A 22940-nucleotide genomic window follows, 5' to 3' on the forward strand; every position below is an offset into this window, starting at 1 on the left:
AAACCCCCTTTATGACCGAACAGATCAATCAGGACGTTATCAACAACACCGTTTGGGGCGCCTGCGATATCTTCCGTGGCACCATCAGCCCCGATACCTACAAGGATTTCATCCTCACCATGCTGTTCCTGAAGTACATCTCTGATGTCTGGCAGGACCATTACGACAGCTACAAGAAGCAGTACGGCGATGCGCCAGAGCTTATCGAAGAGATGATGAAGAGCGAGCGCTTTGTACTGCCCATCGCCGAAATCAAGGATCAGGATGACAAGGTAGTTCAGTCCTTCAAGGCTAACTTTTACAGCTTGTACGAGAAGCGATTCGAGCCCGGTAACGGCGAGCGCATCGATGTCTGCCTGCACGCTATCGAAGAAGCCAACGGCACCAAGCTCAAAGATGGCAACAAGAGTGTGTTTCAGGACATCAGCTTCAACAGCGATCGCCTCGGCGAAGAGAAGCAGAAGAACACCATACTGCGCTACCTGCTGGAGGCATTTGCCAAACCGGAGCTCAACCTGAAACCAAGCCGGGTCGGTAACCTCGACGTGATTGGTAACGCCTACGAGTACCTGATCGGCAAGTTTGCCGCCAACAGCGGCCAGAAAGCTGGCGAGTACTACACCCCGCCCGAAGTCTCCGATCTGATGGCCGAACTGCTGGATCCGCAGCTCGGCGATACCATCTGCGATCCCGCCTGTGGTTCCGGGTCGCTGCTGATGAAATGCGGCCGCAAAGTAGTGCAAAACTACGGCCAGAAACGTTATGCCCTCTACGGGCAGGAGGCCATCGGTTCCACCTGGTCGCTGGCCAAGATGAACATGTTCCTGCACGGGGAAGACAACCACAAGATCGAGTGGGGCGATACCATCCGCAACCCCAAGCTGCTGGATAAAAACGGCGACCTGATGCGCTTCGATATCGTGACCGCCAACCCGCCGTTTTCCCTCGACAAGTGGGGTCATGACGAGGCTGGAATTGATAAATATGGCCGCTTCAAGCGCGGCATTCCGCCCAAGACCAAGGGGGATTACGCCTTTATCCTCCATATGATCGAAACCCTGAACCCCAAGAGCGGCCGTATGGGTGTCGTGGTGCCCCACGGCGTGCTGTTCCGGGGCTCAAGCGAGGGCAAGATCCGCCAAAAGCTGATCGACGAGAACTTGCTCGATGCGGTGATCGGTCTGCCGGAAAAGCTGTTCTTTGGCACCGGCATCCCCGCCGCCATCCTGATCTTTAAAAAAGAGAAGGTGGACGATAACGTGCTGTTTATCGACGCCAGCAACGACTTCAAGCCGGGCAAGAACCAGAACGTGCTGAGCTCGGAGAATATCTCCAAGATCGTCAAGACCTACCGCAACGGCGGCAATGTCGAGAAATACGCCTACCTTGCCTCGCTCAAAGAGATCAAAGAGAACGACTACAACCTCAATATCCCCCGCTATGTGGACACCTTCGAGGAAGAGGAAGAGATCGATCTGCTGGCGGTGCGTGCCGAGCGGGAGCAGCTCAAAGCCCAACTGACCGAGCTGGAAACCGAGATGGCCAACTTTCTCGCCGAACTGGGTTATCTGGATCACAACGCATAAGGAGCTCTTGCAATGGAACAACAACAAATTCAGGCATTAACGACTAGTTTCGAAGGCCATGCAGAGCAAACCGACACGGGCGTTGAGTATTGGCTAGCGAGGGATCTGCAACACCTGCTGGGCTATGGCAAATGGGATAACTTCACCAGCGTCATCTCGAAAGCCAAAACAGCCTGTGAAGTCAGTGGCCACGGGGTGTCGGACCATTTTGCCGACGTCGGGAAAATGGTCGAACTTGGCTCGGGTAGCCAACGAGAGATCGATGACATCATGCTGACCCGCTACGCCTGCTACCTGATTGCTCAAAACGGTGATCCCCGAAAGCAGCAAATCGCCTTCGCCCAAACCTACTTTGCCATGCAAACCCGCAAGGCGGAGCTGATTGAACAACGGCTGCTGGAAACTGAGCGGGTGCAAGCACGCCAAAAGCTCTCAGCCACAGAAAAAGAGCTCTCCAGCGTCATTTATGAGCAGACCGGTGGTAATCAGAACTTTGCACTGATCCGCAGCAAAGGGGATCACGCCTTGTTTGGCAAAAGCACGCAAGCGATGAAAGCCCAATGGAAGGTTCCAGATAGCCGACCATTGGCTGACTTTGCCCCAACCATCATTCTCAAGGCCAAAGACTTTGCCACCGAGATCACGATCCACAACGCCCGCACTCAACAGATGACCCGGGAGACGCAAATTTCCAACGAGCACGTCACCAACAATCAGGCGGTGCGTCAAACCCTACTCAGCCGCGGCATTCAGCCAGAGCAGTTGCCAGCTGCCGAGGATGTAAAAAAGGTGGAACGCCGTCTGGCCTCGGCCGACAAAAAATCGCTGAAAAATCCTGCGCGGCTGGATAACGGGAGTACGGACGATGAATAAGAAAACAGCACTGCGTACGCTCAAAATGCAACTCACCACGCAGGAAAGCGAGATGGCCAACTATCTGGAGGGGCTCGGTTATGGTGCCTAAGGGATGGATCGCCTCCCAAATTGGGGACATTGCTAAGTTTTCCTCTGGTGGAACACCAAGTAAACAGAGCGCTCATTTCTGGGGGGGAACAGAGCCATGGATATCAGGTAAAGACCTAAAAACTCACTACCTTGCAACAAGTATTGATACTCTGACAGAAGATGGTTTTAAGGTGGCTAAAAAAGCGCCAAAAGGATCATCTTTAATCCTTGTTCGCGGTATGACGTTATTGAAAGACTTTCCTGTTGGCTATGCCACAAGAGAGGTCGCATTTAATCAGGATTTAAAGGCGCTTATTCCTAACAAGGATATTGATGGGCTTTTTCTCTCTTTTATGCTGGCAGCTGAAAAAAACAAAATACTCCAGCTGGTTAGCACCGCTGGCCATGGCACTGGACGTCTGGATACTGAATCCATAAAAGCATATCCAGTAAATATTCCGCCTCTTTCTGAACAGAATAAAATAGCTGAAATTCTTTCCACTTGGGATAAGGCCATCACCACCACCGAGCAACTGCTGACCAATAGCCAGCAGCAGAAAAAGGCGCTGATGCAACAACTGCTTACCGGCAAAAAACGCCTGCTGGATAAGAATGGAGTTAGGTTTAGTGGGGAATGGAAAACTTACAAATTCAGCAGTTTGTTCAATGAGCGAGTTGAAACTGGTCGGGATGATCTGCCCCTGCTGTCGATTACGGCTGACGATGGCGTTGTTTACCAGGAAGATACCGGTAGAAAAAACACCTCCAATGAAGACAAGTCAAAGTATCGCAGAATTTGCGTGAATGACATTGGCTACAACACCATGCGCATGTGGCAAGGCCGATCTAGCTTGTCAGATAAAGAAGGGATTGTTAGTCCTGCTTATACAATTGTCACACCAACGGGCAAAGTTTGTCCTGCTTATGCTGCGTATTTATTTAAGTTCCCAGCCCTTGTCCATATCTTCTACAGGCATTCTCAAGGCCTTGTTTCAGATACTTGGAATTTGAAATTTAACCACTTTAAGAATATTAGCTGGCAAGTACCTAGTATTGATGAACAACAAAAAATAGCCGCAGTCTTGTCCACCGCCGATAAAGAAGTTACTGCGCTGCAACAAAAGCTCGACGCCTTAAAGCAGGAGAAACAGGCGCTGATGCAACAACTGCTGACCGGCAAACGACGGGTCAAGGTAGAGGAGGCCGCATGAAAAAAGTGACCATTCACCCCATGACCGAGGCCGAAGTGGAATGGCTGGAGCAGCGACTGATGGACTATGGCAATGACGACGCGATGCTGAGTCTGTCGGCGCTCGACGGCTTTCTGACTGCGGTACTCTCCGGCCCCGACCTGGTGCCACCCAGCCAGTGGTGGCAGGTACTCTGGGGTGGCACGCCCCCAGAGTGGTCGTCCGAGCGGGATATGAAACGGGCGCTGGATTTGATCCTCGGCCATATGAATATTCTGGCCCATACCCTCTGTTATCAGCCCGAGCACTTTATCCCGGTGCTGATGGCCAACTATGTCGAAGGGCAGGAGATCTGCAACGCCGAGGAGTGGTGCTTTGGCTATCTGCGTGGCATGGCGCTGGGGAACTGGCCAGCCTTGCCAGAGGAGCTGGATACTTGGCTTGAGGTGATCCGCCTGCATGGCAGCGATGACCAATTGCCACTGCTTGCCAGCCTGTCGCTACCGGAACATCAGCAGAGCGTGGCCGAGGTGGGCACCGCCGCCTTGCGACTGCACGCCCATTTTCTGGCCCAACGGGGGCCAAGCACAGCGCCGATAGCCGCACCAGCCCTCACACCAGTAACCCTGCCGGTTAGAGCGGCCTCCAAGATCGGGCGCAATGACCCCTGCCCCTGTGGCAGCGGCAAGAAGTTCAAACAGTGCTGTTTGCACTGAGTTGAGATCGCAAGACCCCGAACAGACGCCATCGGTAGCACACAGTTGAAGGAGCGTTCAAAGGCATGATCGAATTTACCCCGGAGCAGTTGCTGGCTCAGTTGCGCGAGCTGGATGAGTGTCCCCGTATCGAGGCCAAGCGAGGCAGCGACATCGGTTCATCCGTCATGCAGTCGATCTGTGCCTTTGCCAATGAGCCTGGCCTTGGTGGTGGCTATCTGCTGCTCGGGGTTAACGAGCCAGATGACACACACGACACCTTTTCGGTATGCGGTGTCAGCCACAGTGACCAGCTCCTCAACACCCTGCAAACCAACTGCCGTGATCAGTTTGAACAGCCGATCCCGGTACAGGCACAAGCCCATCAGCTGGAGGGAAAACGTGTGCTAGTCGTCTTTGTCCCCGAACTGGAGCCGGCAGCCAAGCCTTGCACCTTTAAAGGGAAATACGACAGCAAGAACAAGCGCAAGAGCGGCGTCTGGCGACGGGGATTGAACGGTGATTACGAATGCTCCCAGCTGGATCTGGAGCCCTTGCTGCTCGCCAAAAATGGCCTGGGGTTCGAGCAGGTTCTGCTGCCTGACGCCCACTGGGATGATCTCGATCCCCACGCCATCGAGCTCTATCGCACGCTGCGCAGCAAGGTTCGCCCTCATGCTGAAGAGTTGCAGGCCAGTGACAGTGAGATGCTCCAATCCCTCAATCTGGTGAAAAAGCGCCAAGGTGAATGGGTACCCACTATCGCCGGCTTGTTGCTCCTTGGCAAACCGCTGGCGCTGCGAAGACTGTTACCCGCCATGCGCGTGGACTATGTGCGCGTCGCCGGCACTCAGTGGGTGGAAGACCCTCAACAGCGCTTCGACACCACGCTGGATCTGCGTGAACCCCTGCTGACGCTGATCCCCAAACTGGAGGCCACCATTCTGGATGACTTGCCAAAGCATTTTCGTCTGGAAGAGGGCAAAACCCAGCGAGACGACCAGCCCTTGCTGCCACAGAAGGTGATTCGCGAAGCGGTGGTCAACGCCGTCATGCACCGTGATTATCAGGTCAATCAGCCCATCATAGTGGTGCGCTTTAGCAACCGTCTCGAGATACGCAACGCCGGCTACTCTCTCAAGCCCGAGGCGATGCTGGGGGAGATGGGCTCTATCCTGCGCAATCCGGTGCTGGCTTCTGTGCTCTACGACGTCAGCTTTGCCGAGACCAAAGGCTCCGGCATCCGCACCATGCGACGTCTGCTGGACCAGGTGGGTCTGACCGCGCCTGTTTTTATGAGTCAGGTCATCCAGAACCAGTTTCTGGCAACCTATCTATTGCATCAGCTGATGGGCGAAGAGCAGTTGGCCTGGCTCAAACAATTCGCTCATTTCACCTTGAACAACGATGAGGCCAAAGCACTGATCCTGGCCAAAGAGACGGGAGCGGTGGATAACGCAGGCCTTCGAGCCATTACCGGCCTTGATACGCTCGCCGCCAGCCAGATACTGGGAAGATTGCATCATCAGTACCAGTTGCTGGTCAAAGGGGGGGCAGGCTCCTCCACTTACTACGAGCTGTCAGCGCCTCACGAACTCCCGCTGTTTGCTGCTGCCAATGATGAGAGCCCCCGCTCAAATGCAGGTGACCCCGTGGCAAATACGGGTGACCTCGACGCAAATACGGGTGACCTCGCGGCAAATAGAGGTGACCTCGGCTCAAATGCGGGTGACCTCCCGTCAGATCTGCTCGCTCGTATAGACCAACTCACCCCCAAAGCACGCAGAAATAACCTGTGGCCAGTGATTCTGTGGCTCTGTGCCATGCGTCCTTACAAAACCGAGCAACTGGCCAAAACGCTGAACCGGCGGGAAAACGCATTAAAGGCGTCCCATTTGAACATCATGCGTGAACAAGAGGGCTTGATTGGCTATGCCCACCCGGAAGTGCCCAATCATCCGGAACAGGCTTACCAAACCACAGAGAAAGGGCGCCAATGGCTCGCTGCACGGGGAATTGAACTCAATGACTGATCATCACCACGTACCCAAGTTTCAAGAAGAGTTCAGCGCCAAGATCCCGGCCCTGACCCTGCTGACCCAGCTGGGCTGGACTTTTCTGCCCCCCAAGCAGGCACTGGCAGCCCGTAACAATAAATATGACCAGGTCGTGCTGAGCCAAATTCTGCGCGAGGAGCTGAGCAAACGCGCCTTTGTGTATGCTGGCAAGAGGTATCCACTGTCCGCCAAGTCGGTCGACAATCTGGTGAGTGAGCTGTGTACTCCAGCGCTTAACGAGGGGCTGATGACCGCCAATGAACGGATCTATAACCATTTGCTCTACGGCATGTCGGTCACCGAATTCATCGATGGCAAGAAGGTAAGCCCGACCATTGCCCTGATCGACTGGCATCACCCGCACAATAACAGCTTCACCTTTACCGAAGAGTTTCACGTCACCCGAGCCAGTGGTATAGAGTCTCGTCGCCCCGATATCGTCTGCTTCGTCAATGGCCTGCCATTGGCGGTGATCGAGGCGAAACGCCCGGATAGCAACGCCAAGAAGGGGCCTACCGTCAAGGAGGGGATCTCCCAGACTATTCGCAACCAGCTACACGGTGAGATCCCGCTGTTGTTCGCCTATAGCCAGTTGCTGCTATCCATCAGCGGAATCGAAGGACGCTATGGCACCTGCGGCACACCGGAAAAATTCTGGGCTGCCTGGCGTGAAGAGGACATAAGCGACGCGCAGATGGCCGAGATCAAGAATCGGCCGATTCCCCAAGATACCCTCTCGACACTGTTTGATCATCGCCCACCGGCCACACTGGATTGGTACCAGACCCTATTGGCCGCCGGCGAGTTGGCGGTGACGGACCAGGATCGGCTGCTTATCAGCCTGCTGTCACCTGATCGGCTGCTGGAGATGACCCGTCTGTTTACCCTGTTTGACAAGAAAGCCGGCAAGATAGTGGCCCGCTATCAGCAGGTGTTCGGCATCAAGCGACTGATCGAGCGGATCAGTCACAAGCGCCCTGATGGCGGCCGCCAAGGCGGGGTGATCTGGCACACCACAGGATCAGGCAAGTCGTTCACCATGGTCTTCCTGAGCAAGGCGATGATCCTGCATGATGCACTTAAAGCCTGCCGCATCATTGTCGTGACCGACCGAGTGGATCTCGAAAGCCAGCTCAGCAAGACCTTCTCATCCAGTGGTGAACTGGCTGGCAAGAAGGACAAGGACGCGGCGATGGCCACCTCGGGCAAGCGACTGGCCGAGCAAATTGGCAAGGGTACCGAGCGCATCATTTTCTCGCTGATCCAGAAGTTCAACACTGCCACCAAATTGCCTGAGTGCGTCAACAAGAGCCCGGACCTCATCGTGCTGATTGATGAGGGGCACCGTAGCCAAGGGGGCGAAAACAACATTCGCATGCAACTGGCCCTGCCCAATGCCGCCTTTGTGGCCTTTACCGGCACCCCTCTACTGAAAAACGACAAGACGACCAACAAGTTTGGCCCCATCCTGCACGCTTACACCATGCAGCGAGCCGTTGAGGACAAGGCGGTCACCCCCCTGCTCTATGAAGAACGCATCCCGGATCTCGATGTGAACGACAGGGCGATTGATGCCGGTTTTAACCGCATCGCCACCAACCTGACCGAGGAGCAAAAGGCTGACCTGAAGCGCAAATACACGCGCAAAGGTGAACTCTACAAAGCCGATGACCGGCTCCAGCTAATCGCTCGCGACATAGCCGAGCACTTCGACAAAAACATTCCGGAAGGGCTGAAAGGTCAGCTCGCCTGCGACAGCAAGTCTTCCGCCATCAAGTACAAGCAATATCTCGATGAGGTTGGATTGTTCGAATCTGCCATTGTTATCAGCTCCCCCGATAGCCGGGAGGGCAATACCGATGTTGATGAATCAACCCTCCCTCTGGTCGTGCAGTGGTGGAAAGATAACGTGGGTAGCCAGGATGAGCAGCTCTACACCAAGCAGATTATCGAACGCTTCGCCGACAAGGATGATCCGCTCAAGCTCTTGATCGTGGTAGACAAGTTACTGACCGGTTTCGATGAGCCCAAGAATACGGTGCTTTACATCGACAAACCCTTGAAGGAACACAACCTGATCCAGGCCATCGCCCGGGTTAACCGGTTGCACCCGGACAAAGAGTTTGGCTTGCTCATCGACTACCGCGGCATTCTCTCGGAGCTAGATACCACTATCGCCAAGTATCAGGATCTCGCCTCACGCACTCAGGGCGGCTATGACCTTGACGACATCGCCGGCCTCTACAACCAGATGAGCTCTGAATACAAGCGCCTGCCACAGCTCTACAAGGATCTGTGGAACATCTTTGCCGGGGTAAAGAACAAGCAGGACATAGAGCAACTGCGCCAGGTGCTGGTACCCCGAATGGAAGAGGTAGAGGGAGAGCTGGTAGATGTGCATCTCAAGGTGCGTGAAGACTTCTATGAAGCACTATCCCGCTTTGCCAGTTGCCTGAAAGTAGCTCTACAGTCGGCCTCGTTCTTCGAGGACACCGCCTTTACCGAAGCGGATCGCCGCCATTACAAAGAGACGCTGCAACAGTTCTCCAGCCTGCGGCAAACCGTGCAACAGGATGCAGGTGAACGAGTCGACTACGACGAGTATGCCCAGCAGGTGAAAAAGCTACTCGACAAGCATGTGGTTGGTGTCGAGGTCAAAGAGCCCGGTGGTGTGTATGAAGTTGGCAAGATGGGACAGCAAAAACCGCCGGAAGAGTGGAGCAAAGAGAAGACCCGCAACGAGACTGACATCATCAAGACTCGCGTCACGCGCATGATTGAGCAGGATCTCAGAGATGACCCTTATGCTCGGGAGTCTTTCTCAACCTTGTTGCGCCTCGCCATTGAAGAGGCGGAAAAACTGTTTGATCACCCTCTCAAGCAGTACATGCTGTTCCGCGAGTTTGAAGAGCGGGTACAGGAACGCCGCCTGAACGATATGCCTGATGCTTTTGGCACTAACCGCCATGCTCAGGCCTACTTCGGTGTCTTTAAAAAGAACCTGCCACAACTGTTTGACAGCCAGGATGATCAGGTTGAAGAAAAGTGGGTCAAACTCGCTTTCGAGATCGACCGGTTGGTTGATGCCTCGGTCGCCGAACACTCTATCAACCCGCAAAATATTGAGGCCGATATTCGCAAGAAGCTGCTGCCATTGCTGTTCACCGAGTGCAAGGCCATCGGCTGTGGCATGGATCAAGCCAAACGTATGGTGGAAATGGTCGTGCAGATTACCCGAGTTGGTCACAGTGGGATGTAACTGCAGATGAGTACCTCCGGCAACATGACCAATAGGCTCCAGCACTTTTCCTATGGCGGTGAGCTTATCAGGTTCGAACGGCTCACCAGACCCAAGGCAGGCAAACTGCTGATCAAGGTGCATCCTGACTGCCGGGTTGAGGTGATGGCTCCGCCGCAAACGCCAGATGAAGAGGTGCTTGCGGCGGTAAAAAAGCGTGCCCGCTGGATCTACGAGCAGTTGCGTGACTTTCGTCAGCAGTTGGAACATATCACGCCACGCCGTTATGTCAGTGGCGAGAGTCACCTTTACCTCGGCAAGCAATACCTGCTCAAGGTCATCGTTGCACCAAGCAGTGTGCAAGGGGTCAAACTGCTGCGAGGCAAGCTGGAAGTATCAGTCAGGAAGCCAGGACCCGAGACAGTGAAGGCTCAACTGACCCAGTGGTATAGAACCCGCGCCAGAGAGCTTTTCGCCAAACGTCTCGATGCCATGCTGGAACAAGCCTTGTGGGTTGTGGATCGCCCTCCGTTACGCCTGCTGAATATGCAAACCCAATGGGGAAGCTGTTCGCCCAATGGCCGGGTCACGCTCAATCCTCATTTGGTAAAAGCCCCTAGAGAGTGCATTGATTACGTCATCCTCCACGAGCTTTGCCACCTAGCCGAGCACAACCACAGCGAGCGATTCTGGCGGTTGCTCAGCCAGGTGATGCCGACTTGGGAGAAGACCAAGCTGCTACTCGACGGGATGGCCCACCGACTGCTGACATCCTGAAATATGAGGGGCAAAATTCCAGATAGATAGGAATCCGCCCCCCATATTTCAGCACACCAGAGTCCATCATCCCTTCAAACAAGATGACCAATATTCCAAAGAGAAAAACGGCACGAAATTTCCAGATAGATAGGAAGTCTTCGATCAGGATTCCACATAACTCGTTCTGAACAGGCATTCCACTATGTGGAAAATTCACACCACTTTTCCAGATAGATAGTTATGTGGAAAGAAACTGGACAGGAATTTGTTGGGAATGACAGTGTTCATTCCATGGCTCCACATCCTGCGTGATTCCACGCAATCATGTTTGTTGTGAGCGAACAAACTTCAATACTTTCAGTGCGTTGTTGATTTTTTCCTGAGCGAAGTCCATGGTGATATGGAGTTTGGTCACACGATCACCTGATTGCATCCTTTATCCGCTACACCTGAGGCCATCACCATGAACAGCATCGTCATCCTGATCCTCCTGTTTTCATTCCTGATAGGGTTTGGCGCCTTTGCTGCGTGGCTGTATATCGAGAAGCGTCGCATGGGTGCCTCGGATAAATGACCCGCTATTTTGCTGAACGGACCTCTTTTGCCACGCACGAAATCAGATGGCGGGAGCAGCCCAACATTTCCTGGATCACCGAGTAGCTGTGTCCGGTGCCCAACAACTGTGCGATGTGCTGACGCTTCTTTTCATCTTTCTGGCGACCGCGATATTTCCCCTCATCCCTGGCCTTGGCAATACCCTGCTGCTGCCTGCGTCTGCGATCTTCATAATCTTTGCGAGCGACTGCTGCGAGCATATCCAACAGCATGCCATTTACAGCCTGCAAAATGGCGCTGGTGAACTCGGAGCGGTTGTCCCCCTGTAACGCCACCCAGGAAGTCGGAAGCTCCGGAGAAACGATTGAGAGCTGTTTCTGAGCCAGCAACTGCTTCAATGTTTGCCAATCCGTCTGATTGAGACGGGCCAGACGATCAATCTGTTCTACCAGCACAATGTCACAATCTGCAGCGTCGCGGATCAGCCGCATAAGCTCAGGCCTGTCCAACGTTGCACCAGACTCATTCTCCACATAGAAACTGGCTATCTGATGGCCATGCTCTGCAGCAAAACCAATCAGCAGCTCTCGTGCCCGCTCAGCATCCTGCTCCACAGTCGATGCACGTAAATACGCCCGTATGAACATTGAAACCTCCATTGGTCTGTTTAAACTGGTTCCAAATTATAAGTTCAATATAAGTGGTTTCTATAACATTTTCGAGAGGGTATTGAGTGGTTTTTATGGGGTATACCTTTTTAGAACCACTACATGACGCTCGAAACACAACCTTTCGATAGCCTTTTGATCTGACAGCACAAACTTTAAATGTGATCCGTCATCACAAAGTCGCTTTTGAGTTGTATTTGAGTATTTAAGCGACGTTGCTCACCATTCCTGATCTGCTGAATAGGATGCCAAAGGAGGAAATCTACAGAAGCTGGGCTTTGAGGTGAGTCATCTTTTCGACTCACCGAACAAGCCAGCAGCCAAGCGCAGCGCGGCAGGCTACTGGAAGTTACGTACAAAAGCCCAACCATGTGGCACCATACTAACCAGAACTCTGTCTCAAACGACCAAATGGCCGTACCAATATGAAACCCGACAGCGATGTTATTCACCAGCTGATTACCCTCGCCAACAGCAACCCCCAAGTGCAGGTGCTTTGGCTTTACGGCTCCCGTGCCAAGGGAACTGCAGGTCCTGCCAGCGACTGGGATCTGGCGGTGGCCTTTGATCCAATCAAACAGAGTGGACCACTGGGTACTGCACTGGAAAACCGCTTGCGCCCTGAACTGCTCGCGCTGGAGTGGCAACGTGCCCTGGGATTGGCAGAGGGGAAACTTTCGGTCGTCGATATCAATCAGGCCCCGATTCCGTTGGCTTTTGCGGTCGTAGATGCAAATCGTCCTCTCTATAGCCGTGATGAGGGGCGGCGTTTGCAAGAGGAGGCGCGGATAATGTCGCAGATGGAACTTGGTTATCCCCATCGCCAAGCCTATATCAGCAAACATCATTCTGAGGAGTGGAGTAAAGATGAGTGATAACGCCTATATAGGAGCTTTACGTATCAGCCTCTCGCGCTACAAGGCCGAGCTGTCAGAGATACGGGCTATTCTGGCGCTGCGGGCGCTTTCCAATCTGGAGTACCGCGCAGCTGAGCGAACTCTACAAGTGTCTATCGAAGCGTGTATTGGCGTGGCAAAGCACTGGGCTAAAGCATTGGCAAGTCATACCCCACAGGATGCCTATCAGGCATTCGAAATCCTGGCCCAGCGTGGTGAGCTATCCCCCGACACCTTAATCGGCTGGCGCAAGATCATTGGCCTTCGCAATGCGCTGGTGCACGACTATCTGAATATTGACCCCGAGATCATCCGTAGCGTCATTGCTCAAGGCTATAGCGACCAGCTGTTCACGTTTGCAGAGCAAGGTCTCGACTGGTTGGCTGCCCATATTGATTGAAACTTCGACGTCATATCTCCGTTTACCGTTCTCTTACCCACTATAGGGGATAAATGTTTAATACCGGCTATAGCGTGTAAGTTATATTTACCTCCTATAACAGGTAAACATTGATATACCTGCCACAGCGTGTAAATTGGAAGAAGGCACGCTACCAGGTTGTCGAATCATGAAAGTAACCAGCGCCAAGCAGCTGAGCGCCTGTATCAAGGATGCCAGGCTTTCTCAAAAGCTCTCTCAAGGCAAAGTGGCCGAGAAAGTGGGGATTAGGCAAGACACAGTCTCCAGCTTCGAACTCAATCCTGAGTCCACCAAGCTGGAAACCCTGTTCAAGATCCTCGCATCACTCGAATTGTCACTGGACATCAAACCCCGCAATGAGTCATCCGAGAGTCCGGCATCGGGCTGGAAGGAGGAGTGGTAATGGCCAATCTGGCTGTCTACATGAACGGCTATCGGGTAGGCACATTCACCAAAACTACCAGCGGCGCCCATCAGTTTCAGTACCATGAGTCATGGCTGGCACAACCGGGCAGCCGTCCCATCTCACTTTCCATGCCATTGCGCCATCAGGCCTACCGGGGCGATGAAGCCTATAACTTCTTCGACAACCTGCTGCCAGATAATACGGAGGTGAGGAACAGGGTTGTAGCACGCTATCAAGCGGCATCAACTCAGCCCTTCGATCTGCTCAGTTGCATTGGCCAGGATAGCGTAGGGGCATTACAGCTGGTTACCGAAGGGCACGACGTTCCAGATGTCAGGCGAATCAACTACAAAGCACTTTCCGATGCCGAGCTCGAGCAGATCCTGACCAGCTACAAATCAGGAATCCCTTTGGGGATGGTCAGGGAGCAAGAGGAGTTCCGGATCTCTATCGCCGGAGCGCAAGAAAAGACAGCGCTGCTCTATCTCGATGGCCGTTGGTACTTGCCACTCAACGCAACGCCGACAACCCACATTATCAAACTCCCTATTGGCAAGATTGAAAGCCACTCCTACTCGATAGACCTCTCCCAGAGCGTAGAAAACGAATATCTCTGCACTCTGATTGCCAAGGAGTTTGGTCTACCCGTACCTCACTGCTTCATGATGCAGGTTGGCCAGGTCAAAGCACTGGCTGTGGAACGCTTCGACAGACGTTACGCTGCCGATCGCAGTTGGATCATGCGCCTTCCCCAAGAAGATTTCTGTCAGGTATTGAATGTTCCGTCAGCACGGAAATACGAGAGTCATGGAGGACCAGGGATCACTGACATCATGAAAACCTTGCTGGGCTCTGCGACACCAGAACAGGATCGCTACCTGTTCATGAAATCTCAGGTCCTGTTCTGGCTGCTGGCGGCCACCGATGGCCATGCAAAGAACTTCTCGGTCTTTATTGAACCGGAAGGGCGTTTTCGCCTGACCCCTTTTTACGACATCCTATCTGTCTATCCAGTGTTTGGCGGCCGAGGCCTCAACCGAAGGGATGCCAAGCTCGCTATGGGCCTAGCAAGCAGCAAGGGAAAGAAATACGCAATTGAGCAGATATTCCCGCGTCATTTCTTCCAAACGGCGAAAGCTGTGGGATTTGAGCGTTCTGCTATGGAAGAGATCCTGACAGAACTGGCCAACTCCGTTGATGATGTTATTGAGCGTGTTACCCAGCAATTGCCAGCGGGCTTCCCCGATGCCATCAGCAGCACCATTCTAGAGGGCCTAAAAGCCCGCTCAGCCAGGCTGATAAAGGGCTGGGATTAAATTGACGGTATGTGGGATGATTGCACGGTTAGCCAAACCACCGATGGGAAGTTTGCACGGTTCGAAGAGTAAAAGCGGCTTTCCAGGCACCGGACGGTGCTATGGTCGGTTCAAAATATGTTCAAAACTCACCTAAAAAGCGGTTTTGAATGCGTGTAGTAGCATCGCGTTGATTCATATGGGAAGGCTGCACGATCGAGAATGGACTATGTGGGAACGCTGCACGATAGCAGAAACCCGTGAGCGGCCTCTCAATATGCTGTTTTAGTTACTTTTACCCCAAGAGCCCCCCAATAAGTCACTAACATATTGAAGATAATAGATTATTTACATTCTGCATCGGCAAGTAACTCTCCGCACAGCAGGCAATAAAAAGCCCGGTTTCATCCCGGGCTTTTTATTGTGCGTTTTTTGTCCGCAAACCTAGAGGCGACGCAGGCACCACATGAAGTAAGCGCCCCCTAACAGGGTGGAGACCAGCCCAACCGGCACCTCCTGCGGGAAGAGGATCTGCTGACCGACCCAGTCCGCCGAGACCATCAACAGGGCGCCGGAAGCGGCGGCCCCAAGCAGGTGCCAGCGTGCCCGCACCAACCCCATCAGCTTGGCCATATGTGGTGCCAGCAGACCAACGAAGGAAAGCGGCCCCACCACCAGGGTGGCGCTGGCAGTGAGCACGGCCACCAGCAGCAGGATGGCGAGCTGGGCACGGTAGAGGCGAATGCCCAGCGCGGTCGCCACCGCACTCCCCATTGGCAGCAGATCGAGCCAGCGGCTGACAAGCAGGCAGGCGGCCAGCATCAACAGCGCCAGCCCCACCAGCCCATAGGCCACCGGCAGGGTGACGTAGTAGGTGGAACCGGACATCCAGGAGAGCAGTTGCTGCACCCGCAGGTCGCCGTTGGCCAGCGCGATGGCCTGCAACGGCTCAAACAATGCTGTGATGGCGATACCTGAGAGCAGGATCCGCTCCGGCTGGAAGCCGTGCTTGCGATTGACCACCACCAGCAGCAAGAGACAAGCGAAGGCCCCGATCAGGCCGCCCAGCAGCATTATGGGCAACGGCAAAGCAGGCAGCAGTAAGGCCGTCGCTATCACCCCCATAAAGGTGCCACCGCTCACCCCCAGTAGCTCCGGGCTCGCCATCGGGTTGTTGCTGACCCGCTGCAACAGGGTGCCCGCCAGCGCCAGCAGCACGCCAGCCGCCCCCGCCGCCAAACTGCGCGGCAACCGCCACTCCAGCTGGGCCTGCCAGCGGAGCCAGCTTGGCCAGCTCCAGCCCGTCATTCCCTGCCCCAACAGCAGGGTGGCGACCACGGCCAGCAGCAGCCCGACCAGCAACAGGCCGATAAGGCGAGCCGGAGCCGGATGGCGAGCCACCAGCAGGCCGGCGTTTGCCTTAGGCGTACCCGACTTGATACCCAGGCGCGGGATCAGCCAGAGCAGCAGCGGCGCCCCCAGCAGGGCGGTCATGGCGCCGGTGGGGATCAAGACTGGCCAGCAGCGGCTCAGGCTCTGCAGCAGCAGATCGGTCGCCGCCAGCAGCAGGGCACCGAGGATCGGAGCCCACAGCAGCCGCTGGCCAAGCTGGCGGATCCCGAGCAGCCGCACCATGGCGGGCGCCGCCAGCCCGATAAAGCCGATCAGCCCCACCACGCTCACCACGCAAGCGGTGACAAACACCGCCAGCCCCAGTCCGGCAAAACGCAGATGCTGCAGGGAGACCCCCAGACTGCGGGCGCTGGCATCATCCAGCTCCAGCACCGCCAGCGGGCGCACCAGTACCGCGGCCAACGCAGCAGCTGCCAGCAGGCGGGGCAACAGGTAACTCACCCCGCTCCAGCTGTTCTGCACTAGCGAGCCACTGCCCCACACCAGCAAGCCTTTCAGCTCCTCCTGAAAGAACAGCAAGAGCCCCATGCTGATGGCCGCCAGATAGAGGTTGATCACCAGCCCGGCAAAGACGATGACCACCGGATTGAGCTGGCGACGCCAGGCCAGGGCAAACACCAGTCCCATCGCAAGGCTGCCGCCGGCCATGGCGATCCACTCCCGCCCCAGCAGCAACCAGGAGGGGGCAAACAGGGTCACCATCATCAACGCCAGTTGAGCGCCGGAGGCTACCCCCAAGGTGGTCGGTGACGCGAGCGGGTTGCGCAGCACCTGCTGCATCAGGGTACCCGCCAGCCCGAGCGCCGCCCCGGCCAGCAGGGTGACCGCCAAGCGGGGCAGCCAGCTGAAATGCACCACTGCTTGGCTGACGTCATTCAGATTGGGGGTGAACAGGCTCTTCCACCAGAGCGCACCGGGCAGCTGGCGAGCCAGCTCCCAATACGCGAGCGAGAGGGTCAACCCCAGCAGGATCGAGACCGGCCGCAGCAGCGGCGATGTGAGCAGTCGCTTCATCGGCTCGCCTCCATACGCTCGGCATCTTGCAGCAATGCATCGCTGAGCAGACCGGCGAAACGGCGAGCGGCAAGTACGCCGCCAAAACTCCAGACCGCAGGCAGATGCAGCACAGGCGCCTGCCGAACCAGCGGCAGATGCTGCCACAGCCCAGGCTCCTGCAGCCGTTCGCTCACCCCTACCGGGATGGGATCGACCACCACCAGCCGCGCGGTTGGCAAGGTCATAAACTGCTCGATGCTGACCACCGAGAAACCCCAGTCATTGGTCTGCTCTTGCCAGCCATTACGCAGCCCGAGCCGCGTCATCACCGCATCGAACAGGCTGTGGCGACCAAACACCCGCACATGGCGCTCATCGATAAACTGAACCACCAGCAGAGGCGGCAGATCCGCAGGCAATCTGGCCTGCATTCTGGCGAGATCCCGATCCAGCCCGGCCAGCAGCCGTTCGCCCTCGGCGGTTTTGCCCACCATGCGGGCGAGGGTCAGGGTCACCTCGTGCAACCGCTGCCACAGATCGGTTTGCCCATCATAGAGGGCGATGGTGCTCACCGGTGCAATGCGGGAAAGAGTTGGCGCCAGCGGGGCCGCCAGCGGCGAGATGAGGATGCGATCGGGTTTGAGCTCCGCCAGCAGCTCACGGTTGGGCTGGGTGCGCAGGCCGATATCCACCACTCCGGCAGGTAGCCGTGGCTCGCCGACCCATGCCTGATAGGGGCCTGCATCCCCAACGGCCAGCGGCGTCACCCCGAGTGCCAGCAGGGTCTCGGCTATGGTCCAGTCGACGGTGGCGATACGGGGTAGCGGTGCAGAGGCGATCGGGGATGTGTCGGCCTGCGCCGATAGTGGCAGCAGCAGGCTAATAAGGCAGGGTGCCATCTTCTTCAATAAACGGTTCAAGAGAGCCCCCCGGTCAGACGATGGCGATGGGATGAGCATGAGCCGGGTGGCGAATGACCTCCATCGGAATGCCATAGATGGCGTGCAGAGTCTCGCTGGTCATGATCCCCTCAGGTTCACCGTGGGTAAGCAGGCGGCCGGAGTGGAGCGCCACCAGCCGATCACAGAAGCGGGAGGCCATATTGATGTCGTGAATGACGATGATGACCCCGAGGTTTAGCTGACGGCTCAACTGCTTGACCAGCGTCAGCACCTCCACCTGATGGGCCACATCCAGCGCGGCCAGCGGCTCGTCCAGGAGGATGAAGCGGCTCTCCTGGGCCAGCAGCATCGCCAGCCAGACCCGCCCCCGCTCACCGCCGGAGAGGGTATCCACCAGCCGATCGGCAAAGCGTTCGGTATGGGTAAGGGCGATGGCCCGATCGACCTGACGGTGATCCTCCGCCCCCATCCTGCCCAGCAGGCCACGCCAGGGGTAGCGACCCATCTCCACCAGCTCCCGCCCGAGCAGATTCTCGGCGCTCGGCAGATGCTGGGGCAGATAGGCCACCTGACGGGCAAACTCCCGGTTGCCCCAGTCGGGCAGCGGCTTGCCATCGAACAGGATCTCGCCGTCGCTGAGGGGGTGCTGGCGTGCCAGCAGCTTGAGCAGGGTCGATTTGCCCGAACCATTGTGGCCGATGAGGCCATAGACCTGTCCCTGCTCGAAACGCAGGTCGGTGGGGTACAGCAGCGTGCGATCATTGACCGTGAAGCTGGCTGATTTCATCTCGAACATAAGCAATTCCTGTGCTGGCTTGCCGCCAGTCTCATCGGTGCCGGCATCAAGCTGGCACCTCGCAATCCAGATGGGCGATCGCATCGCGGCTCACTGCGGCACGGCGCGCGCCGGTCAGTTCAGTGAGCTGGCCCTGACGCATCTCCAGCAGGCGATCGGCCAGCGGGAAATAGTGATCATCGTGACTGATGGCAATCACCGTCTTGCCCATCTCCTTGAGGCGCGGCAACAGCACCTGATAGAAGATGCGGCGGAACTGGGGATCCTGATCCGCGGCCCACTCGTCAAACAGCATCACCTCGCGCTGCTCGGCCAGCGCCAGCAGCAGGGCGACCCGCTTTCGCTGCCCTTGGGAGAGAGCGATATCGGCGATAAAGCCATCCTCGATGGTGAGCTTGCTGCCCATCTGCAACCGCTCCAGCCACTCGGCCACCAGCTCATCCTTGGGTTCCGGCCCCAGCAGGTGCTGGAACAGGTGATAGTCGGTGAAGATGGCGGAGAAGAGCGCCAGATAGCCATTGCGATCGGTGACGGGCTCACCATCCAGCAGGATCCGGCCCGATACCGGCTGGTAAAGGCCGGTCAGCAGCATGGCCAGCGTCGACTTGCCGGAGCCATTGCCACCGATGATGAAGATCTGCTCCCCCTTTTCGATGACCAGATCGATGGGGCCAACGGCAAAACCGCCCTCCCCCTGATAGTGAAAGCTCACCTGCTCCAGCTCGATACGCAGCCAGGGGCGGATGGTGGGCGGCAGCGGGAAGTCCGCATCCGGCTCGGCCAGATTGAGGGCGGCGATCTTGTCGAACGCCACATGAGCGGCAAGCAGGGTCGGCATGGCGCCAATCCCCTGCAACAGCGGGGTGCGCAGGAACAGCAGGGTCAGCGCAAAGGTGGCGGCCACATTGGTGTTGGCCCAGCCAAGGCCGTTGGCCAGAAAGAAGACCAGACCGATCGCCCCCAGCATCATGATATTCGACCAGTTCACCGCGCTCAGGTGATAGGTGTCGGCGCGAATGATCTGCTGGCGGTAGTCACGGGCATTTTGCTCATAGAGCTGGTGGTAAACGAAGTGAGCCCGCTCGCGGTTGAGCGCCAGCTCCTTGCTGCCAGCGATGATGGCCTGATAGTTCTGATAGAGCCGATCTTCGGCCTGACGCATGTGGGAGAGATGGCGATAAACACGGTTCACCAGCAACCAGCCCACCACCATGGTGACGGTGACCCAGAGTGCGGTCACCCCGAGTAATGCAGGAGAGAGCCAGCCAAGATAGAGGGCAGAACCCAGCGTGAGCACCAGCCCCTGCACCAGCTCAGGCAGGCGCACGAAGGCGATGGTGATTTGGCCGATATCGCTGGAGAGGGAAGCCAGCAGCGGCCCCTGACCAATCTGGCGGATGCGGGCGACATCGGTATCCAGCAGTTGCTTGAGCAGACGGCCGCGCAACCGGTAGACAAAATGGTGACCGAGGGTGGTCAGGGCCAACTGAGATCCAAGTGTGATAACCAGCAGCAACACAATCAGGCCGACCAGCTGACCGAGGATCGGCAGCGGATCACCTATAGATTCGATAAGAGACTGATTGATAAAGGCAATGACGCCAATCCCGCTGACTGCACTGAGCAGACTGAGCAGGGTAATGGCGATGAAGGGCCAACGATATTGGCGATAAACCAGAGACAAGAGTTCCATAACGGACCGGTATTCCAGAGAGATCAGAACAACTGCGGGTGAAAAGAAGGGCGGGAATCTGGTTCCCACCCGACTTCGATTACCAGCGGTAGTTGATGCTGCCCACTACGCTGCGCGGCTCGCCGTAGTAGCAGTAGTAGTCACAACTGGCCACATAGGTTTCACCCAGCAGGTTGTTGATGTTGAGCTGGGCGCGCCAGTTCTTGGCAAAGTCATACCCGATCATCGCATCCCAGACGGTATGGGCCGGCACCTCGGCAGAGCCGTAGATGGGGGTGTAGTCCGCATTCACGGCACCAATACCCACGCTGGAACCGATATAACGTACACCGGTACCCAGCTCCAGACCCGAAGCCACCCCTTGCTGCACCTTGTAGTTACCCCAGAAGGAGGCCTGGTGGCGCGGGATCAGGCTGGCACGGCGATCGCCACTGCCGGTGTCGTTGGTTTTGGCATCTGTGTAGGTATAAGCAGCGGTCAGACGCAGCGCATCGGTCACCTGCACGCTCCCTTCCAGCTCAATCCCCTGAGAGGTCACTTCACCCGCCTGGGTCTGCTGGCCTGAACCGGTAGAGACCAACGAGTTGGTCTGGGCCAGATCGAACAGCGCCAGATTGATGTAACCGTCGAGGAAGGCAGGCGCATACTTCACGCCGGTCTCGTAGAGCTTGCCCTTGAGCGGCTTGTAGGAGTTTCGGGTGTTAGGATCGATCCCCGGCAGCACCTCGAACGACTCGGCATAGGCAAAGTAGGGAGAGAGGCCGTTGTCAGCCAGATACATCAGGCTGCCCGAGAGGGATAGCTCGTGATCGTACTGGCGCTCGTCCTTGCTGGTATTGGTGTTGTGGGTCTCCACATAGTCAAAACGGCCACCGGCAGTCAGCAACCAGCGATCGTCCCAGCGGATCTGGTGCTGGGCATAGAGGCCGCTCTGGCCCTTGCTGCTCTTCTGGTGAGTGGCGGTCGACTCGTCAAAACCGGGGAAGCCGCTGTAATCCGGGTTCATGGTATTGATGGAGCCCATACCGTAGTTGTCGGCCTCGACCCCTTCGTTGACGTGACGCTGCAGGTCCACCCCCAGCAGCAAGGTCTGCTCGGTGCTGTCGGTGTTCCAGTAGCCCACCATCTGGTTATCCATGGTGGCACTCTTGGTATTGCCATCGCGGTAAACCAGGCCACGACTGGCGGTTGTGCCTTCATAGGTCGGGAAGATATAGGTCTGGCGCAGCAGCAGATCGTTGTAGTTGAAGCGGACGTTCTGCTTGAACTCCCAGGTCTGGTTGAGCTGGTGGGCCAGCTCGTAACCGGTGGAGATCTGGGTATTGCGGTTGCGATCGTAATCCGGCTGGCTCAGGTTGGTGGAGGGATCAATCTGGCCACCTGACGTATTCAGGGTGCCATAGACCGGGAAGAAGCCGTTGGTCGGGACCCCTTCGTCGTGCAGGAAGCTGGCCAGCAGGGTCAGGCTGGTACGATCCGAAAGATCGAAGGTGACGCTCGGCGCCAGATAAACCCGATCGTTGTAAGTACCGGTAAGCACCCCATCACGCTCTTTATAAAGAGCAACCATGCGGTAACGGCTGTTGTCGGAGAGCGCGTCAGAGACATCCACCCCGACCTGACGATGATCCCGGCTGCCAAGCTGCAGATCCACCTGCCCTTGCGGCGTGGCGGTCGGTCGCTTGCTGATGGCATTGATCACCCCGCCCGGAGGTGCCTCACCGTAAAGGATCGAGGCTGGCCCCTTCAGCACTTCCACACTCTCCAGACCGAACGGTTCCGGCGTCCAGACGTAGTAGCCGGTGCCAAACAACCGGTTGCCATCCAGATAAGAGGCGGCATCGAAGCCACGCACCTTGAACCAGTCGGTGTTGTTGTCGGAACCATAGAGGCCGGTCAATACGCCAGAACGGTAGCGAATCGCTTCATCCAGCTGCAACACGGCGTGCTGATCCAGCTCCTCCCGGTTAACCACGGAGACGGCGCGAGGCGTCTCGGCCATAGGCACTTCCACCTTCATGGCCGTACCGGTCACCACCATGGTTTCGCTGGCTTTGGGCAGCTCAGCTGTGGTTTGTTCGGCCATAAGCGGCAGGGAGACGAGCAAACCGGAGAGCGAAAGCACGCCGAAGGCGCCCTTCTTGCCGGGTCCTGTAGTGTATTTTTGCGCAATCATATTAAAGTCTCGTTTATCAATGAGTTATGTTGTTTTAATTGTTATTTGTGGTCGTTTGTCACGACATCACCCTGTTCCATGGGCGAATAAAGCAGCGCAATCCTACTACAGGAGCCGTGATCGAATCGATTCAATAATTGCTAATCATTTGCATCTACATTGTTATCTAGCTGCATCGTTGGCAGGATTTCGCGGGAGATGGGAGCCATCAGGAGAGCTATGAGCGGAGAAGAAAATGGAGAGGAATATAAAG

General features: G+C 56.3%; 17 protein-coding genes. 11 read left to right on the forward strand and 6 right to left on the reverse strand.

What is annotated here, in order from left to right; translation table 11 throughout:
- The first annotated feature begins 11 nt into the window (after window positions 1–11).
- The 7 genes from OKC43_RS18725 (at window position 12) to OKC43_RS18755 (ending at window position 10488) form a co-directional block, all read left to right on the forward strand.
- The gene (locus OKC43_RS18725; RefSeq protein ID WP_270660410.1) at window positions 12–1586 is read left to right on the forward strand and encodes a type I restriction-modification system subunit M; all 1575 of its coding nucleotides are present in this window, start codon (window positions 12–14) and stop codon (window positions 1584–1586) included.
- Between the two features lie 12 nt (window positions 1587–1598).
- On the forward strand, window positions 1599–2459 hold the full coding sequence (gene dinD / locus OKC43_RS18730) for a DNA damage-inducible protein D (RefSeq protein WP_234576505.1): 861 nt from the start codon (window positions 1599–1601) through the stop codon (window positions 2457–2459).
- Window positions 2460–2539: 80 nt separating this feature from the next.
- A complete protein-coding gene (locus tag OKC43_RS18735) occupies window positions 2540–3742 on the forward strand; it encodes a restriction endonuclease subunit S (protein ID WP_234576504.1) in 1203 nt (400 codons plus the stop codon).
- Complete coding sequence (locus OKC43_RS18740; protein WP_234576503.1) at window positions 3739–4437, forward strand: UPF0149 family protein; 699 nt, start codon at window positions 3739–3741, stop codon at window positions 4435–4437. The genes OKC43_RS18735 and OKC43_RS18740 overlap by 4 nt, the downstream gene beginning before the upstream one ends.
- 65 nt (window positions 4438–4502) lie before the next feature.
- A complete protein-coding gene (locus OKC43_RS18745; protein ID WP_234576502.1) occupies window positions 4503–6449 on the forward strand; it encodes an RNA-binding domain-containing protein in 1947 nt (648 codons plus the stop codon).
- On the forward strand, window positions 6442–9732 hold the full coding sequence (locus OKC43_RS18750) for a type I restriction endonuclease subunit R (RefSeq protein WP_270660415.1): 3291 nt from the start codon (window positions 6442–6444) through the stop codon (window positions 9730–9732). The genes OKC43_RS18745 and OKC43_RS18750 overlap by 8 nt, the downstream gene beginning before the upstream one ends.
- Window positions 9733–9738: 6 nt before the next feature.
- Window positions 9739–10488, forward strand: coding sequence for a M48 family metallopeptidase (locus tag OKC43_RS18755; RefSeq protein ID WP_270660417.1), 750 nt, complete (start codon window positions 9739–9741; stop codon window positions 10486–10488).
- A gap of 560 nt (window positions 10489–11048) precedes the next feature.
- Here OKC43_RS18755 and OKC43_RS18760 read toward each other — a convergent pair.
- The gene (locus OKC43_RS18760) at window positions 11049–11672 is read right to left on the reverse strand and encodes a recombinase family protein (protein WP_108612519.1); all 624 of its coding nucleotides are present in this window, start codon (window positions 11670–11672) and stop codon (window positions 11049–11051) included.
- 446 nt (window positions 11673–12118) lie between these two features.
- Here OKC43_RS18760 and mntA point away from each other — a divergent pair, with 446 nt between their 5' ends.
- The 4 genes from mntA (at window position 12119) to OKC43_RS18780 (ending at window position 14732) form a co-directional block, all read left to right on the forward strand.
- A complete protein-coding gene (gene mntA / locus OKC43_RS18765; protein ID WP_160836704.1) occupies window positions 12119–12568 on the forward strand; it encodes a type VII toxin-antitoxin system MntA family adenylyltransferase antitoxin in 450 nt (149 codons plus the stop codon).
- Complete coding sequence (gene hepT, locus OKC43_RS18770; protein ID WP_042013332.1) at window positions 12561–12989, forward strand: type VII toxin-antitoxin system HepT family RNase toxin; 429 nt, start codon at window positions 12561–12563, stop codon at window positions 12987–12989. The genes mntA and hepT overlap by 8 nt, the downstream gene beginning before the upstream one ends.
- A 169-nt stretch (window positions 12990–13158) precedes the next feature.
- Window positions 13159–13413 carry a helix-turn-helix domain-containing protein gene (locus OKC43_RS18775; protein ID WP_042013334.1) on the forward strand — a complete coding sequence of 85 codons (255 nt, stop codon included), beginning with the start codon at window positions 13159–13161 and terminating at the stop codon, window positions 13411–13413.
- Window positions 13413–14732, forward strand: coding sequence for a type II toxin-antitoxin system HipA family toxin (locus OKC43_RS18780; protein ID WP_160836702.1), 1320 nt, complete (start codon window positions 13413–13415; stop codon window positions 14730–14732). Before OKC43_RS18775 ends, OKC43_RS18780 begins: the two co-directional genes overlap by 1 nt.
- A gap of 423 nt (window positions 14733–15155) precedes the next feature.
- Here the strand turns inward: OKC43_RS18780 and fhuB are convergent, their stop codons facing one another.
- From fhuB to OKC43_RS18805, 5 genes are all read right to left on the reverse strand, one after another.
- A complete protein-coding gene (gene fhuB, locus OKC43_RS18785) occupies window positions 15156–17138 on the reverse strand; it encodes a Fe(3+)-hydroxamate ABC transporter permease FhuB (RefSeq protein ID WP_236272339.1) in 1983 nt (660 codons plus the stop codon).
- On the reverse strand, window positions 17135–18019 hold the full coding sequence (locus tag OKC43_RS18790; protein WP_236272364.1) for an ABC transporter substrate-binding protein: 885 nt from the start codon (window positions 18017–18019) through the stop codon (window positions 17135–17137). Before OKC43_RS18790 ends, fhuB begins: the two co-directional genes overlap by 4 nt.
- A gap of 34 nt (window positions 18020–18053) precedes the next feature.
- The gene (locus tag OKC43_RS18795; protein ID WP_236272338.1) at window positions 18054–18818 is read right to left on the reverse strand and encodes an ATP-binding cassette domain-containing protein; all 765 of its coding nucleotides are present in this window, start codon (window positions 18816–18818) and stop codon (window positions 18054–18056) included.
- A gap of 46 nt (window positions 18819–18864) precedes the next feature.
- Window positions 18865–20511 carry a multidrug ABC transporter permease/ATP-binding protein gene (locus OKC43_RS18800; RefSeq protein ID WP_236272337.1) on the reverse strand — a complete coding sequence of 549 codons (1647 nt, stop codon included), beginning with the start codon at window positions 20509–20511 and terminating at the stop codon, window positions 18865–18867.
- Between the two features lie 79 nt (window positions 20512–20590).
- Window positions 20591–22687, reverse strand: coding sequence for a TonB-dependent siderophore receptor (locus OKC43_RS18805; protein ID WP_236272336.1), 2097 nt, complete (start codon window positions 22685–22687; stop codon window positions 20591–20593).
- Between the last annotated feature and the right edge of the window lie 253 nt (window positions 22688–22940).

This window comes from Aeromonas sp. Y289-2, from assembly GCF_027705925.1.
GTDB classification, from domain to species: Bacteria; Pseudomonadota; Gammaproteobacteria; order Enterobacterales; family Aeromonadaceae; genus Aeromonas; species Aeromonas veronii.